Source organism: Arthrobacter sp. TB 23 (assembly GCF_000294595.1).
Lineage (GTDB): Bacteria > Actinomycetota > Actinomycetes > Actinomycetales > Micrococcaceae > Arthrobacter_D.
Map to the genome: position 1 here is coordinate 1 of NZ_ALPM01000030.1, position 15422 is coordinate 15422.

Below are 15422 nucleotides of genomic sequence, written 5' to 3' on the forward strand. Positions count from 1 at the left end.
GCCAGGCCCGCATCACGGGCCAGTTTTCGGACCAGCGGTGAGATGAAGAGCGGCGCAGCACCAGTCGCGGCGGTTCCCGAGGGTGCAGCGGTCTGCTGCTTTGGCCGCCGCCGGCGCCCGGAGGTGAGTCCGCCGGGGGTGCCATAGCCGATCAGGACGTTGCCCGATCCTTCATCGGCAGCGGGAGCCTCAACCGGCTCCGAGGGTTCGGGCGGGGTGATTCCGGCTCGTTCTTCTTCGCGGTAGGTTTCCTCGGCGACCGTCGGTGGCACCTCGCCCGTCGGCTCGGCCCCGCTGGGGGCGCCTGCAGGGCGCACCGAGATGAGTGGCTTGCCGACGTCGATGGTTTCACCGGCACGACCGTGAAGTTTCTCGACCACACCGGCAAAGGGTGACGGCACCTCAACCACGGATTTGGCGGTTTCCACCTCGGCGATGGTCTGATCCACCACCACGACGTCACCCTCGGCAACCAGCCAGTTCACCAGCTCCGCTTCGGTAAGTCCCTCGCCCAGATCGGGGAGGTTGAAGACCTGAAGGGCAGTGCCCGGCGCGGGTGCGCTGGTGGTCATAGCACTCATGCCTGATCCTCCCACTGCAGTTCGTCAACGGTGTCCAGAATTCGGTCAACACTTGGTAGAAAGAAGTGTTCCAGCTTCGGCGATGGGTACGGGACATCAAACCCCGTGACACGCCGAACTGGGGCCGCCAGCGAGTGGAAACAGCGTTCCTGGATGCGCGCAACAATCTCTGCCGCGACCGAGGCGAACCCGGGCGCCTCAGCAATCACCACGGCCCGGCCGGTCTTGCGGACACTGGCGCACACGGTCTCGTCGTCGAACGGGACGATGGAGCGCACGTCGATAACCTCCAGCGAACGCCCCTCCTCCGCCGCGGCTGCCGCTGCGGCCATCGCCGTGGGTACCGAGGGGCCATAGGCGACCAGGGTGGCGTCGGTACCCGCCCGCGCAACGACTGCCCGGCCGATGGACGGTGCGCTGGAGGAGGACTCGAAGTTTTCCCGGAGTTCCTCAAGATCCAGCACCTCCTTGGACCAGTACAGTTTTTTCGGTTCCAGGAAGACGACCGGGTCCGGGTAGCGGATGGCTTCACGCAGCATGGTGTAGGCGTCCCGGACTGTTGCCGGGGCCAGGACCGTCAACCCAGGCGTGTGGGCATAGTAGGACTCCGACGAGTCGCAGTGGTGTTCAACTCCGCCAATGCCGCCTGCGTAGGGGATGCGGATCACGATCGGTAGCTTGACCTTGCCTTTGGTGCGGTTCGGCATTTTTGCGACGTGGCTGACTACCTGTTCAAAGGCAGGGTAGGCGAACGCGTCGAATTGCATTTCGACCACCGGGCGCATCCCGTTCATCGCCATGCCGACGGCCATCCCCATGATTCCGGCCTCGGCCAGGGGGGTGTCAAAGCACCGGTCCGTGCCGAACCGGGCGGTGAGCCCGTCGGTGATCCTGAAGACCCCACCCAGCGCCCCAACGTCCTCACCAAACATCACCACCGATGAGTCGGCAGCCATGGCATCGGCGAGCGCAGCGTTGAGGGCCCTGGCGAAGGTGACCGGCTGGGCGGTGGATCGTTCCGCCTGCACAGTGGTGGCGTCGTCCCGCAGGCGTTCAGTGGTGTCGGTCATGGTGTCACTTCCTCGGCGGAATGTTCCCGGCTAAGTTCCCCGCGCAACAGTTCGGCTTGTTCGCGCAGCTGGCTCGTCTTCTCCGTGAAGACATAGTTGAACAGATCGTCAGGGTCGACCACCGGATCCGTATTGAGTCCGTCCCTGAGGGTGGCCGCCATGGCCTCGGCGTCCGCCGCAATGCGGGTCTCGCCGTCGTCGTCGAGCAGGTTCAACCCGCGCAGGTAGGTGCGCATCCGGCTCAGCGGATCCTTGGGGATCCACTTCTGAACATCGTCCGGGGAACGGTAGCGGGAGGGGTCATCGGCATTGGTGTGGGCCTGCATCCGGTAGGTGTGAGCTTCGACCAGGGAGGGGCCGCCGCCGTCGCGCGCCCGGTCAACCGCCGCGCCGAGGACTGAGAGCAGGGCGGCGAGGTCGTTGCCATCCACTCGCTCGCCCGGCATCCCGTACCCGATCGCCTTATGCGCCAACGACGGCGCGACGGTTTGCGACTTCAGGGGCACCGAAATGGCGTACTCGTTGTTTTGGATGAGGAAGACCACCGGGACGTGGAAGACCGCCGCGAAGTTCAGGGCCTCGTGGAAGTCGCCTTCGCTGGTGGCGCCGTCGCCGCACAGGGCAAGCACCACGGTGTCCTCGCCCTTCAATTTGGCCGCATGAGCGACCCCGACCGCATGGAGTAGCTGGGTCGCGAGGGGCGTGGCCTGCGTGGCGACCTTGTGCTCCAGCGGGTCGTACCCGGAGTGCCAGTCACCGCGCAGCAGCGTGAGAACTTCGAGCGGGTCCACACCACGGGTGATCACCGCGACCGTGTCCCGGTAGGTGGGGAACAGCCAGTCCTGGCGATCGATGACGACGGCGGCCGCCACCTGGCATGCCTCCTGGCCGTGGGATGAAGGGTAGACAGCCATCCGGCCCTGTCGTACCAGGGCATTGGCCTGATCGTTGATGCGACGGCCGATGACCAGTTTCTGGTACGCGCCCAGCAGACGACTGCTGTCCGGAAACGGGTAGGAATCGTTCGGGACCTTGACGCCGTTCGGGTCCACCAATTGGACAGGAACCGCCGAGGGAAGCATTTCGGCGTCCTGTCGGTCCGAGGTGTCTGCCGTGCCGTGTGCGAGTTTATTGCCGCTCGAGATGGTCATCTCCGCCTCCGTCATACCGCCCACTGGGGCGGCGGTTAGCTTGATCCCGCGAACCCGGATGTCGCCGAGCACTGGATGCTGTGTCATCCAATTATGAACTTCGGTTCCTATTCGTATCCACCAAACGGTAAAGTTCCAGACTGATGCTCATTTAGTCCCCAAATTGGTGGACGGATTGTAAATGTGAGCTGCGTTACGTGGAAAGGTGTAGACAAAATGGTGGATCAGCCGTTGGACGAGGTGGACCGGAGAATTCTTGCCGAGCTCACCAGGGATGGCCGCCAGTCGGTCACCGTAGTGGCGGAAAGGGTGCACATCTCCCGTGCACACGCCTACTCCCGTATTGCCCGACTCACGGATTCGGGAGTGCTGACCAAGTTCACTGCGCTGATTGACCCGATCAAGGCAGGACTGCGGTCATCCGCCTACGTGACCCTCAAGGTCCAACAGCATGCCTGGCGGGAATTGCGTGAACAGTTGCGGCTGGTCCCTGAGATTCACCACATCGCACTGGTAGGCGGGGACTTCGACGTCATTCTGTTGGTGCGGGCTGAAGACAATGTGGGGCTGCGCCGGGTCATTTTCGATCAACTGCAGTCCATGCCAGGCGTGATGGACACCCAGACGTTCCTGGTGTTCGAGGACATTGACACTCGCTGACCCGGGCAGGCGCGCAACCCGGGGTGTCTCGGGGGCGCTGGGTGGTGTGGCCAAGGGGCGGTCTCTGACTGGTGGTGACATCCCGTTCTGAATGTCATCCTCCCCCATGAGACGCTGCGAAACCGCTCCTTGGCCACACCACCAGTAAAAGTCATTGCCTCAGGAAAATACTTTGAATTCGCCATTGTTTCTAAATGTTTCCCGAAAAGTTATAAACTTTTTGCATCCAAACACACTCGCCGGGGCCGGACCGTTCTCCGTGCGGGCGGCGGTCAGCCATTGAACACGGGTTTGCGCTTCTCCTGAAAGGCAGTGAACCCTTCCGCGTAGTCGTCGCTGCGGCACAACTCGCCCTGTGCAACGTTTTCCGCACTGATTGACTCCCAGAGCCCCAGTCGCCGGTCGCGGATGCCAGCTACCAGTTCCTTCGAGGCGCGGAAAGCCCCCGTTGCACCGGAGGCGACCCGCTGGGCGGTTTCGCGGGTGCGCGGCAGCAGATCTTCGGCGGGCATGACCCGGCTGAACAGGCCGGCGGCGACGGCGTCAGCCCCACTCATGAGCTCGGCCGTATAAATCAGGTCCAGGGTGCGGTGGGCGCCAAGTCGTTCGGTGAACAACCAATGCCCGCCCGAGTCGAGGGTCGCTCCAAGATTGGCAAACGGTGACCCGAGTTTGGCGTTTTCGGCGACGTAGACCACATCGGTGGCGACCAGCAGCCCGAGCCCGACGCCGAGGCAGGCACCATGGGCGGCCGCAAACGTCGGGGCGGGGAAGCCTGCCATCTTCTGGAGCAGGGGTGTCACCAGCCCCTCCAGGTAAGCGACGGCGTCGTCGGTCTCAGGATGGACATTTGAAATATCGCGTCCAGCGCAAAACGCCCGGCCCTCGCCGCGCAGCAGCAGTGCCCGCACCGTTCCGTCGGCCGCGGCTGCGGTCGCTTCGTCGTAGGCCCGGGACAAGCCACCGAGTGCGTCTTCATCGAGCGAGTTGAGTTTGGCTGGAGCGTTGAGCACAATTTCCGCGACGTTGTTCTCAATGGTCAGATCAATCATGGTCAATGCCTTCCGGTCTGGTGCCTCCAGCCTAGCGGTGACCTACCCGACTTCGGCTTCCAGCGTGCCACGCAGGACGCTCACTCCTGAGTGCAGCGGGTCACCGTCGAGGGGCTCATCAGAGACGTCGACGATCGGGAAGGCCACAAGGTCCACGTTGTCGGGGATCACCAGTGAACTGGTGCCTCCCCCGATCACACCGAGACTATACATTTGCTGCAGGTCTGGTGCGATCAGCCAAACTTCCTGATATCCGTCGGCCTGATCCTCGGTCACGGTGATCTGCAGGGTGCGCACGCCGTCGTCCGACGTAAACACACTGGCGCTGCCCCCGGCGGTGAAGCCAGCCAGCGGGTCCAGCTGGCTTTGCGCAACCAGATCCGGGGCGGCTTCCGCTCGCACCTGCTGAACCGCCCACACAGCTCCAGCACCGGTCAAGACTCCGGCGGTGACGGCGGCGATCAGGAATTTCGGGGTGAAGGTCCGCTTTTCCGCCCGCAGCTGTGACAACTCGGAGACCGGAGTGGCGTCCTGAACCGGGGAGGGCGACGTCAGAGGGTCAGTACTGAGTGCAGGCTGCAGGCCCAGTTCCTGATGAATAGCAGCCCACACCTGCGAATCCGGCGACTCCAGCGGCGCCGCGGTGATATCGCCACGAGCGGCAAGCACCACGCCGTTCAGCTCCCGCACCTCACTGGCACACGCGTCGCACCCATCGAGGTGAACCTGCGAGTCTGTATCCAGTGGTTCGTCCAGGGCAGCCATGCTGAGGGTTCCCGGGTCAAGGTGTTGCATTCCAGGTCTCCAATCGGCTGCGTAGTTGGGTGAGGCTTCGGCGAATATGGCTCTTGACAGTGCCGAGGGGCAAATCGAGCCGGGAAGAAATTTGTTGGTGCGTTAAGTCTTCGTAGAAGGCGAGCCGAAGGATTGATTGCTGCGGTTCGCCTAAAAGTTCGAGTTCTGAATTGAGCACCACCCGGTTGGCGACGCTCTCTATCTCGTCGGCGCCCCTTTCCTGCTCCCTCGGACCGCCGACGGTGTGGACCCGCTGCACCAGGCTGTCAATCTTTTGCCGGGCAGCCTGGGCATCGGACACCAGGTTCCGGCTAATACCAAGCAGCCACGCAGGGAGGCTCCCCGCGTCGGGGCTATACCCTGAACGAAAGCGCCAGGCCCTGACAAATACTTCCTGGGTGACATCGGCGGCTGCTGACCGGTCTCCCAGTGAACGAAGCGCCACCGTGAAAATCAGTGGCGCAAAACTTCGGTAGGCAAGGGCGAGGGCGTGCTCATCGCCCGCTGAGAATTCGACGTCGCGCTGTGGTGTCCACTCATGGCCTGGAGGTGTCAACTACTCTCCTTACGCCGCGGCCGCGTCTCTTATCCCCCCCGCTGGGCATCCTCTCCGCTGGGTCGCTGCATTCTGACCCGTTCAGAGCGGGGAGGCCGTCAGCACAACATTATCCTGATAATCATCCTTGTCTACTAGCCAGTCTCCTCCGCAGGTAATGATCACCAGCTGATGTTCCCCATCACGCTGGAAAATTTCCGAGGTGTTCAGGGTTGCCTTCGGCTCGTGTCTGACGCCGGTCACTTCATATTGCACCGGCTCCGCGTTCTCGCGACCGACGGTGATCAGGGTGCCTACCGGCACGTTCTTCAGCTGGGTAAAGGGCATCACTTCCGTCCCAATGTCGATGTGGGCCGCGAGAACGGCGTTGCCCGCTGCTGACCCCGGCGCCGGGCCATAGCGATACCAGCCCGCCTCATAGAAGCTCTCCGGTATTTCCATTTCGTTGTCCTCCTCAATCCCGACGTCGATGACGCCGACCTGGATGTCGGTGCCTGCGATATCCAGTGAAACGGGCGACGGCGTCGCCTCCGCCAGAGCGCCGGTGGCCGGGCGGATGGCAACCCCCGAGGTGACGACGTCGCTCGCCGGGAGGTCGACGTCGTCGGGCGGTGCCTGCACGGTCGCCGATCCCGAGGTGGGGGCGGTGGCCGGGGTGGTGGCTGACTGCGCGTCAGGAGTAGGTGACTGGGCAGCTGGCGTGGCGCACCCGCCAGCGAACAGCCCAAAAGATGCGGTCAGGAGGACGGCTACGGAACGACAGGATTTGCGGGGCAACGGCTTGAGCTTTCAACGGGTCCGGTCAAACGGACTGCTTAGAGGGTGACAGACAGGTGGGCAGGGTAAGGAACGAGAGGGGCCCCACCCTGCCCACACTGGCTTATTTGTCGGCGCGGGCGGTCCGGACCCGTGCGGCGACCGCTGCACCCGAGAGGAGCACCAGGCCGAGGGCCCCAGCTCCGATGATGGCTACGGTGTTGTCCTGAGCTGGACCGGCCTGGGCACCGGGTACAGCTGCGGGGTCGGAATGCAAACCCTCGATGACCTGGGTGGCGAGGGCGAGATTGCCGTCCTCAAGGCTTCCCCAGGCATAGACGATCGTCGCGGTGCCTTCGCCGAGGGTCAGGTCTGCTGGACCGATGACCGGATCAGTGGTTCCGGTGGCAGCAACCGAGGCGGAGATGGTTCCTGGATCAGTGGTCAGGGTCGCTTCGTCCGGGTTGCTGAGGTTCTCAACCACTACCGCGTCGCCGGCGAGGACGTCGACAGCTGGGGCGGCAGCGGTATGGCGGACGGTCAGCCGTGACTGTCCGGCCTCGACCGCTGAAACGTCATTCGTGTAGAAGTTGGCGGTCGGGGCGCCCTCGGCATCGAGGTTGGCCGTGGCCGTGTAGTTTCCACCCGCCGCGAGGGTCACCGCCACTGGACCAATGACCGGTGCGCTGGCGTCTGCGGCATCGGCAGCTGTCACAGCCAACTCGTAGTCACCTGCCGGTAGGTTCAGGGGTCCGGCAAGTTCACCGGGGGTAAAGTCGTCGAGGGTCAGGTCACCGTTGACATAGACGTCGACCGTGAGATCGGGGACAGCGTGCAGAACTGACAATGAGGCCGTATCGGCGGTCTCGGTGGCTACCGCCGGGGCGGCAACCGAGACGGCGCCGAGCACGGCGACAGCACCTACTGCATAAAGACTCTTTCGCATTTTCTTGCTCCTCACTCGGGCCCGGGTGGGCCACCAGATGCTTACACCCGGTACTACCGTCGGCGGGGGCTCTTTGGATGCAGCAGGAGCAGATTTTCTGGAAAGACTCAGGCGTCGTAGTCGACCGATACTGCGTCACTGGTCGGCCGGGACTGGCAGGTGAGGACGTAGCCCTTCTCTATTTCGTCCGCCTCCAACGCGTAGTTTTCTTCCATTTCAACCGTGCCGGTGACCAGCTTGGCACGGCAGGTACCGCAGACCCCGCCGGCGCAGGCAAAGGGCACATCCGGCCGGACCCGCAGCGCCGCGTTGAGGATCGATTCCCGCGCGTGGGTGGGGCTGGTGACCTGGCCTTGCAACCCGTCGAGGTTGAACGAGATGGTGAAGTTCTCGCCGCCGTCGTCGGCACGGACGGGGCGGCCAATCTGGCCTTCGGGACGGGTGGGTTCGCCGGTCGAGAAAAGCTCAAACCTGATCTTTTCGGGGGCGACGCCGCGCTCCCCCAGGGTGTCGCGGCACAGCTGGACGAGTTCAAAGGGGCCGCAGAGGAACCATTCGTCGACGTCGTCGGTCCGGATCACGGTGCCCAGCAGTTTTTGCAGCTTGTCCGCATCGATCCGTCCGCTGAGCAGCGGGGAGATACGCTGCTCGCGGGACAGCACATGGTGCAGCGCGAACCTGGCCGGATAGCGGTCCTTCAGGTCGGCGAGCTCCTCCAGGAACATGACGTCCATGGCGGCCTTGTTGGCGTAAATCAAATCGAAACGCACGGAGGCGTTCGCGGCGAGGACTGTTCGGGCGATGGCGATCACCGGGGTAATGCCTGAGCCGGCAGCCACTGCGACGAAAGTTGTTTCCCCGGCGACAGCCAGATTTCCCTGCAGGTCCTCGGGCCGGTTGAGCTCGTTCATCTCGTGCTTCGAGATGAACTGGCCCATGGGGCTCATCACGTCGAGCCGGTCACCGGCCTTCAGCGACTCGTTGGCCCAGCTGGAAAACACGCCACCGAGATCCTTCTTGATGGCCACCCGGATCTCGCCGGGCACCGGTTCGGCACAGATGGAATAGCTGCGCCGCACCTCCACCGGGGCGCCGTCGACGTCGAGCGTGGTGCGTAGCGCCACGTACTGGCCCGGGAGGTAGTTGTACTTGTCGGCCAGGTGGTCGGGGACGGCGAAGGTCACCTCGATGGCGTCTCCGGTGAGGCGCCGGACCTCGGCGACGGTGAGCTCGTTGAAGGCCGTACGGCGCTGGGTGGATGGGGCTAGCTTGACGGCCATTTAGAGCACCTTGAAGTAGTCGAAGGGTTCCTTGCAGTCCTTGCAGACGTAGAGCGCCTTGCAGGAGGTGGAACCGAAGCGGGTGAGTTCGCGGGTATTCAGGGAGGAGCATTGGGGGCATTTCACGCTGAGACCCACCCTGACCGGGCCTGCCGCGGCCATCCCGGAGGGCGGGGCGATGCCGTACTCGTCGAGTTTCGCTTTGCCGGCGCTGGTCATCCAGTCGGTGGTCCAGGCCGGCGCGAGCGTGAGTTTGACCGATACGTTCTGATACCCGTGGCCGGCGAGCGCGCTGGTGACGTCGTCGCGGATCGCATCCATAGCCGGGCACCCCGAATAGGTGGGAGTAATGGTTACGGTGATGGCGCCGTCGTCGTCGATCTGCGCCTCGCGGAGGATCCCCAGATCCCCGATGGTGAGGACCGGGATCTCAGGGTCCACCACAGTGGCGGCGATGTCCCAGACCTTCCCGGCCTCGGCACCGGCGGGCCGGTGGGCGGTGTTGGTACTGGTGTTGACTCCAGATGTATCAATGCTCACGGTTGTCGCCTCCGTTACCAGGTGGCGCCGGGGTGCTCGCGGGCGAGTACCTGCATTTCGGCGAGCAGATAGCCGAGATGTTCGCTGTGTTTGCCGTGGCGTCCGCCGCCGACCGCGGCAGGCACCGCAGGAATCTCGAGTTCGGCCTCAGCGAACAGGGAGGCGAGAAGGGAATCAACCGGTGCGCGCAGCGTGCTCGGGCGAACTGCCGCGTCGCCGAGCGTGTCGATGAGCTGGTCGTCGCCGAACAGTTCCTCCACATAGGGCCAGGTCAGTTTGAGACCGGCAATCATGCGGCGGCGCGACTCGTCGGTGCCGAGGGCCAGGCGGAGAACCCACTGGCTGCTGTGGTCGCGGTGGTAATCCACCTCTTTGACGGCCTTCGCCGCGATGGCGGCGAGGGTCGGATCGGTCGAATGCATCAGCCGCGAGTACAGCTCGAACTGGTAGTGCGAGACCACCAGTTGGCGGGCGATGGTGCGGGCGAAGTCGCCGTTCGGCTGCACGAACAGGTGGGCGCAGCGGAACTCCGGTTCGCGCCGGAAGTAGGCAAGATCGTCCTCGGTCTTGTCCAGGCCGTGGCCAGCGTAGCTGAGGAAGGAACGGGCATGACCGATCAGGTCCAGAGCAATGTTGCCGAGGGCCACGTCCTCTTCCAGCTCCGGTGCCCGCGAGATCCACCAGCCCAGCCGCTGGGCAAGGATCAGCGAGTCGTCGCCGAGACGCAGCGCATATTCCGCGACGTCGGTGCTCGGCTTCAGGTCCGATGCGGCAATGTCCTCCGGGCGCAGCGCGTTGCCCGGCGTGATGCGGGTGGCGCTGGTGTTCGATTCGCTCACAGGTGCTTCACCCCATCGCTCTTTGTGTAGTACGTGGCATGCCGGTAATCCTTGCCTTGCGGGGATTCAAAGAACTGTCCCTTGGCATCAGGGTCGCTGGTAATAATTGACGACGCCGGCACCACCCACAGGCTCACACCCTCGTTACGCCGGGTGTACAGATCACGGGCGTTGCGGACTGCCATTTCGGCGTCGGGCGCGTGCAGCGAACCCGCGTGCACATGGGACAGACCGCGTGATGAGCGCACAAACACCTCCCACAAAGGCCAGGGCTGGCGTTTCTCGGGAGGCAATGGAGCCGGCGCTGTCGAGCCGTCGTCGCCTGTTGTTGAACCGCCGGTCATCTAGGCCGCCTTCTGCTGTGCTGTTGCTGCCCGCTTGTCGGCGTAGGCTGCCGCTGCTTCGCGAACCCAGGCGCCGTCTTCGTGGGCTTCCCGACGGCGTTCCATCCGCTGGGCATTGCAGGGCCCCCGACCGGCGAGGACTTCCTTGAACTCGTTCCAGTCCAGTGGGGCATGCTCCCACTGCTGGGTGTCTTCGTTGAACCGGATCTCGTCATCTGGGAGGGTCAGGCCGAGCACCTTCACCTGCTCGACCATCATGCCGACAAAGCGTGAGCGCAGTTCGTCGTTGGAGAACCGCTTGATGTTCCAGGCCATCGACTGCTTGGAGTTCGGCGAATCGTCGTCGGGTGGGCCGAACATCATCAGTGACGGCGCGTACCAACGGTTGACGGCGTCCTGGGCCATTTCCTTCTGGGCGGGGGTGCCGTTGGCCAGTTCCAGGAGGATCTCGAAGCCCTGGCGCTGGTGGAAGGATTCCTCCTTGCAAATCCGCACCATGGCACGGCCGTAGGGCCCGTAGGAGGCGCGGCAGAGGGGCACCTGGTTGGCGATTGCGGCGCCGTCGACCAGCCAGCCGATGGCACCCATGTCGGCCCAGGTGACGGCCGGATAGTTGAAGATGCTTGAGTAGCGGGCCTTGCCGGCAATGAGGTCCTCGGTCATCTTGTCCCTTGGCGTGCCGAGGGTTTCGGCCGCCGAGTAGAGGTACAGGCCATGGCCTGCCTCATCCTGGACCTTGGCCATGAGGATGGCCTTGCGCTTCAGCGACGGTGCGCGGGAGATCCAGTTGGCTTCAGGCTGCATGCCGATGATCTCGGAGTGGGCGTGCTGGGAGATCTGTCGGGCGAGGGTCTTCCGGTAAGCCTCGGGCATCCAGTCGCGGGGCTCGATGCGGGAGTCCTCGCTGATGAGCCGTTCAAACTGTTCCCGGCCAGCTCGCTCGTCCTCGGATTCAGTCCTTGCCTCGGACCTGTTCCCGGACGGCATCTGGTCAACTGCTGGTGCTGTTGCCATGGTGGTCACCTCACTGTGAGCGTCAAAAGTACGCGGGGTCGGCCGCAAATTAATTACCGACCGTTCGTTCAGGATATCGGGAGGGTGGCCGGACAGTCAACAGCCACCGTCAGCCTGCCGCCCCCACCCGCGGCGCCACCCACTGTGCCTCTCCGCGCTCGGGTGTGCTGGACTAGGTAGACAGGCTGACTAGTTAGTGCAACTATGTAGTCATGAGCGACAGACAATGGCCCAGCGAGTGGATGAGGGGAGCCTTAGGCATGAGCGTCCTCAAGGTCCTGGAGGCCGGACCCACCTACGGGTACGCGATCGCCACGGCGCTGGAGAAAGCGGGACTCGGCTCGATCAAGGGTGGCACGCTCTACCCGCTCCTCACCCGATTCGAGTCGGCCGACCTGGTCACCACCGAATGGAAAGCGGGCGACGGCGGCCCGGGCCGTAAATACTTCTCACTCACCGACGCCGGCCGCTCCGAACTGGCTCNCGGCAGACCGCCGAGTGGCAGGCCTTCACCACCCGGACACTGACCCATCTGAACGGAGACACCCCGTGACCGACACCAAAAAAGACCAGCAGTGGCTGACGGATTTTGTCCTCGAGCTCTCGCACCGCGGAGTCGGCGGACGGGACATCGGCGACGCCAAGGCATCAGTCGAATCCCACCTCGCCGACAGCGGGGAATCAGCTGAGGAGGCGTTTGGGAGCCCAGTTGACTACGCCCAGGCTCTGGAGTTCGCCGACACTCCGGACGAGAGCCTTCCACCGGTGCTGCTGCCGGCTCTGCTCGGAATCTTCGGTCTGATGCATTACCTGCCTGCCATCGCCGCAGTCGCACAGGGACAGCCGGTGAGGTTCACCGGCACCGAATTCGCACTGTTCCTCGTCCTCGGGGTATCCATGGTGCTGATCGTGAAGAACATCTTTCGGTTGGTGAAGCAGTGGTGGTGGCTTCTGGCGATCTGGATGGCTGTCGTTGGTCTTGGTATCCTCGCCTCGCTCCTCCCTCTGCTGCTTGACCTTCCCGAGCTGGAAGCCAACGCGGGCGCAGTAGCAACAATCACTGGAGTCCTTCTAGTGGGTGCCGGATTCTGGACCCGAGCGGCGATCAACAACAGCGAGGGGGTCATCACGCCACCCAATGCGGCGTCGACCGACGACAAAGACGGTGCGGTAGAGCGCGTGATGGTCGCTTTGGCTCCGTGGCTGATGGCCATCGGAGCAGCGATATTCACAGTCGGGGCTTTCCTGGCCGCGTAGCTCAGCTATTCCAGCGCCCGGACCAGCTGAAACCTGCACGCCTGACTCTCTGGCAGGATGGTTTCCATGACTGCAGAGACGCACTTCCCCGCCCCTCCCGTTGCCAAAAAGGTGCCGACGGAACGCACCCACCACTCGGATACCTTCGTGGACGAATACGAGTGGCTGCGGGAAAAGGAAAGCCCCGAGGTCCTCGCCCACCTCACGGCCGAGAACAGGTACACCGACGCCGTGACCGCTGGCCAGGAACAGCTCCGGCAGGACATCTTCACCGAGATCAAGAACCGGACGCAGGAAACCGATCTGTCCGTGCCGTCCCGCAAGAAGGGCTGGTGGTATTATGCCCGCACTGAGGAGGGCAAGCAGTACGCCATCAACTGCCGGGTCGCCGCCACTGACACTGGTGATCTCGCCAGCGACTGGACGCCACCGGAGATTGTCCCCGGCAAGCCGATTGAGGGCGAACAGGTGATGCTGGACGGAAACGCGGAGGCCGAAGGGAAGCCCTTCTTCTCCCTTGGCGGGCTGGCGGTTACCGAGGACGGGAACCTCCTGGCCTATTGCGAAGACAACGCGGGCGACGAGCGTTTCACCCTGCGGATCAAGGATCTGCGTACCGGTGATCTGCTTCCCGACGTGGTGCCGAACATCTTCTACGGGCTGGCCTTCTCCCCCGACGGCACCCAGGTGTTTTACACGGTGGTCGACGATTCCTGGCGCCCCTACCAGGTCAGGTCCCATACGCTCGGCACCCCGGTGGAGCAGGACACGGTGGTCTATCAGGAGGACGACGTCGCCATGTGGACCGGCTTCGACCTGTCAGCCGACCGGACCCAACTGCTCATCGGCATCGGTTGCTCCGAGTACAGCGAGTACCGTGTGCTGGACCTGACCAACCAGTCAGCCGGCCTGCTCACCCTGATTCCGCGCAGTGAAAAGGTCCTCTACGAGGCCGATCCGGTAACGGTCGACGGCGAGCGCCACTATGTGCTCACGCACAACCGGAATGCCCGGAACTCAATGGTCAGCCTGGCCGCGGAGTCCGAGTTCGCCAAGCCACTCTCCGACCAGCGGTGGAACACGGTGGTGGCGCACGACGACGCCGTCCGGGTGGGCGGCGTCGCCGTCACCTCCACCCACCTGATCGTCTCGGTCCGCAAGGACACTATCGAACGTGTCCAGGTACTCCCGCTCGCCGGGCTCGGCGCGGCCGACCAGCCCGCCCCCGAGGAGCCAAGGTTCGATGAAGAGCTCTTCACCTGCCACCTGGCCGACGCCGAGTTCGATTCGCCGATCATCAGGCTCTCCTACACCTCCTTCTTCACTCCCCCACGTGTCTACGACTATGTCCTCGACACCGGAAGCCTGCTGCTGCGCAAGGAGACCGAGGTGCGTGGCGGCTACCGCCCGGAGGATTACACGGCGGAGCGGCAGTGGGCCACAGCGGCTGATGGCACGCTGATCCCCCTGTCCGTCCTGCGCCGGGCCGACCTCGCCGACGACGGCGCCAACCCCGCACTGGTCTACGCCTACGGCAGCTACGAAATCAGCATGGACCCGGGCTTTTCGATCGCCCGGCTGTCGCTGCTGGACCGCGGGTTCGTCTTCGTGGTGGCGCATATCCGGGGCGGCGGAGAAATGGGCCGCACCTGGTACGAGGGCGGCAAGAAGCTCAACAAAAAGAACACCTTCACCGACTTTGTCGATGCGACCCGGCATGTGGCGGCGTCGCCCTTTGTCGATCCCAGCAGGATCGCCGCAATGGGCGGGTCCGCTGGCGGGCTGCTGATGGGCGCGATCACCAATCTGGCACCCGACCTGTACAGGGCGGTGGTGGCACAGGTGCCGTTCGTCGACGCACTGACCACCATCCTCGACCCCGAGCTGCCGCTCTCGGCACTGGAGTGGGAGGAATGGGGCAACCCGATCACCGACCCCGCGGTGTATCAGTACATGAAGGAGTACACCCCCTACGAGAACATCAAGGCGACCCGGTACCCGCGGATCGCGGCGGTGACGAGCTTCAACGACACCCGGGTGCTCTATGTGGAGCCCGCCAAATGGGTGGCCAAGCTCCGCGAGACCACCACGGGCAGCGAGCCGATTGTGCTGAAGACCGAGATGGACGGTGGCCACGGCGGTGCGAGCGGACGGTATGAGCGGTGGAAGGATGTCGCCTGGGACTACGCCTTCGTGGCGGCGGCCCTTGGTGCCGAGGAGCTCCGGACCACCAGTTCCGCCGGGTAGACCACCGGGTCGGGGTGAGTGCCGGGAGCCTCAATCTCCTCGAGCAGCATGGCGCCGGCCTTGGTTGCCATCTCCACCATCGGCTGGGTGATGGTACTCAGGGCCGGCGACGCCAGGGCGGCAATGCTGTGGTTGTCATACCCCACCACGGCGACGTCGTCGGGTACCCGTAGCCCGCGGGACCGCAGGACCTCCAGCACACCGACGGCCATCAGGTCGGACGCGGCGAAGATCGCGTCGGTGCCGGGGGCAGCGTCGAGCAGCCGCCGGGTCGCCTCGGCCGCGCCCACGGTGGTGAAGTCGGCGAACTCGACGGGGCTTGGCGCCGCCCCGG

General features: G+C 64.2%; 18 protein-coding genes. 4 read left to right on the forward strand and 14 right to left on the reverse strand.

Annotated elements, in window-relative coordinates:
* From B384_RS0103895 to pdhA, 3 genes are all read right to left on the reverse strand, one after another.
* Positions 1-581 (reverse strand): biotin/lipoyl-containing protein (locus tag B384_RS0103895; protein WP_337459678.1); only part of this gene is annotated, 581 nt, incomplete at its 3' end.
* Positions 578-1651: an alpha-ketoacid dehydrogenase subunit beta gene (locus B384_RS0103900; RefSeq protein WP_019481836.1), complete on the reverse strand. Its 1074-nt coding sequence runs from the start codon at positions 1649-1651 to the stop codon at positions 578-580. The genes B384_RS0103895 and B384_RS0103900, both read right to left, overlap by 4 nt.
* Positions 1648-2733, reverse strand: a complete 1086-nt coding sequence (gene pdhA, locus B384_RS0103905) for a pyruvate dehydrogenase (acetyl-transferring) E1 component subunit alpha (RefSeq protein ID WP_237715224.1) — start codon at positions 2731-2733, stop codon at positions 1648-1650. Before pdhA ends, B384_RS0103900 begins: the two co-directional genes overlap by 4 nt.
* A gap of 285 nt (positions 2734-3018) precedes the next feature.
* On the opposite strand from pdhA, the gene B384_RS0103910 reads away from it, so the two are divergent.
* A complete protein-coding gene (locus B384_RS0103910; protein ID WP_019481838.1) occupies positions 3019-3462 on the forward strand; it encodes an Lrp/AsnC family transcriptional regulator in 444 nt (147 codons plus the stop codon).
* Between the two features lie 272 nt (positions 3463-3734).
* On the opposite strand, the gene B384_RS0103915 is transcribed toward B384_RS0103910, so the two are convergent.
* From B384_RS0103915 to paaA, 10 genes are all read right to left on the reverse strand, one after another.
* Positions 3735-4514, reverse strand: a complete 780-nt coding sequence (locus B384_RS0103915; RefSeq protein ID WP_019481839.1) for an enoyl-CoA hydratase/isomerase family protein — start codon at positions 4512-4514, stop codon at positions 3735-3737.
* 42 nt (positions 4515-4556) lie between these two features.
* Positions 4557-5309, reverse strand: coding sequence for an anti-sigma factor domain-containing protein (locus B384_RS0103920; protein ID WP_019481840.1), 753 nt, complete (start codon positions 5307-5309; stop codon positions 4557-4559).
* Positions 5296-5865, reverse strand: a complete 570-nt coding sequence (locus B384_RS0103925) for an RNA polymerase sigma factor (RefSeq protein ID WP_019481841.1) — start codon at positions 5863-5865, stop codon at positions 5296-5298. Before B384_RS0103925 ends, B384_RS0103920 begins: the two co-directional genes overlap by 14 nt.
* Before the next feature lie 81 nt (positions 5866-5946).
* Complete coding sequence (locus tag B384_RS17645; RefSeq protein ID WP_019481842.1) at positions 5947-6642, reverse strand: class F sortase; 696 nt, start codon at positions 6640-6642, stop codon at positions 5947-5949.
* A gap of 103 nt (positions 6643-6745) precedes the next feature.
* Positions 6746-7567: a DUF4397 domain-containing protein gene (locus B384_RS0103935; RefSeq protein WP_019481843.1), complete on the reverse strand. Its 822-nt coding sequence runs from the start codon at positions 7565-7567 to the stop codon at positions 6746-6748.
* 107 nt (positions 7568-7674) lie between these two features.
* Complete coding sequence (paaE, locus tag B384_RS0103940) at positions 7675-8847, reverse strand: 1,2-phenylacetyl-CoA epoxidase subunit PaaE (protein ID WP_019481844.1); 1173 nt, start codon at positions 8845-8847, stop codon at positions 7675-7677.
* Complete coding sequence (paaD, locus tag B384_RS0103945) at positions 8848-9387, reverse strand: 1,2-phenylacetyl-CoA epoxidase subunit PaaD (protein ID WP_019481845.1); 540 nt, start codon at positions 9385-9387, stop codon at positions 8848-8850.
* Between the two features lie 14 nt (positions 9388-9401).
* On the reverse strand, positions 9402-10226 hold the full coding sequence (gene paaC, locus B384_RS0103950; protein WP_019481846.1) for a 1,2-phenylacetyl-CoA epoxidase subunit PaaC: 825 nt from the start codon (positions 10224-10226) through the stop codon (positions 9402-9404).
* On the reverse strand, positions 10223-10570 hold the full coding sequence (paaB, locus tag B384_RS20465; protein WP_019481847.1) for a 1,2-phenylacetyl-CoA epoxidase subunit PaaB: 348 nt from the start codon (positions 10568-10570) through the stop codon (positions 10223-10225). Before paaB ends, paaC begins: the two co-directional genes overlap by 4 nt.
* Entirely contained in the window at positions 10571-11584 is a 1014-nt protein-coding gene (gene paaA, locus B384_RS0103960; RefSeq protein WP_019481848.1) for a 1,2-phenylacetyl-CoA epoxidase subunit PaaA, read from the reverse strand. It lies immediately after the preceding gene.
* Between the two features lie 260 nt (positions 11585-11844).
* Between paaA and B384_RS17650 the strand changes: the two genes are divergently transcribed.
* The 3 genes from B384_RS17650 (at position 11845) to B384_RS0103975 (ending at position 15088) form a co-directional block, all read left to right on the forward strand.
* Positions 11845-12111: a PadR family transcriptional regulator gene (locus B384_RS17650; protein ID WP_443110849.1), complete on the forward strand. Its 267-nt coding sequence runs from the start codon at positions 11845-11847 to the stop codon at positions 12109-12111.
* A gap of 22 nt (positions 12112-12133) precedes the next feature.
* On the forward strand, positions 12134-12841 hold the full coding sequence (locus B384_RS0103970) for a hypothetical protein (RefSeq protein ID WP_019481849.1): 708 nt from the start codon (positions 12134-12136) through the stop codon (positions 12839-12841).
* Positions 12842-12907: 66 nt separating this feature from the next.
* Positions 12908-15088 (forward strand): S9 family peptidase, encoded by a 2181-nt coding sequence (locus tag B384_RS0103975; protein ID WP_019481850.1) that lies wholly within the window; start codon positions 12908-12910, stop codon positions 15086-15088.
* Here the strand turns inward: B384_RS0103975 and B384_RS0103980 are convergent.
* A partial coding sequence (locus tag B384_RS0103980) for a LacI family DNA-binding transcriptional regulator (RefSeq protein ID WP_019481851.1) occupies positions 15025-15422 on the reverse strand: 398 nt, incomplete at its 5' end. The genes B384_RS0103975 and B384_RS0103980 overlap by 64 nt on opposite strands.

Coding starts and splice junctions, on each gene's coding strand:
- B384_RS0103900 (WP_019481836.1), bottom strand. CDS start 1,651: ATGACCGACACCACTGAACGCCTGCGGGACGACGCCACCACTGTGCAG.
- pdhA (WP_237715224.1), bottom strand. CDS start 2,733: ATGCTTCCCTCGGCGGTTCCTGTCCAATTGGTGGACCCGAACGGCGTC.
- B384_RS0103910 (WP_019481838.1), top strand. CDS start 3,019: ATGGTGGATCAGCCGTTGGACGAGGTGGACCGGAGAATTCTTGCCGAG.
- B384_RS0103915 (WP_019481839.1), bottom strand. CDS start 4,514: ATGATTGATCTGACCATTGAGAACAACGTCGCGGAAATTGTGCTCAAC.
- B384_RS0103920 (WP_019481840.1), bottom strand. CDS start 5,309: ATGCAACACCTTGACCCGGGAACCCTCAGCATGGCTGCCCTGGACGAA.
- B384_RS0103935 (WP_019481843.1), bottom strand. CDS start 7,567: ATGCGAAAGAGTCTTTATGCAGTAGGTGCTGTCGCCGTGCTCGGCGCC.
- paaE (WP_019481844.1), bottom strand. CDS start 8,847: ATGGCCGTCAAGCTAGCCCCATCCACCCAGCGCCGTACGGCCTTCAAC.
- paaB (WP_019481847.1), bottom strand. CDS start 10,570: ATGACCGGCGGTTCAACAACAGGCGACGACGGCTCGACAGCGCCGGCT.
- paaA (WP_019481848.1), bottom strand. CDS start 11,584: ATGGCAACAGCACCAGCAGTTGACCAGATGCCGTCCGGGAACAGGTCC.
- B384_RS0103975 (WP_019481850.1), top strand. CDS start 12,908: ATGACTGCAGAGACGCACTTCCCCGCCCCTCCCGTTGCCAAAAAGGTG.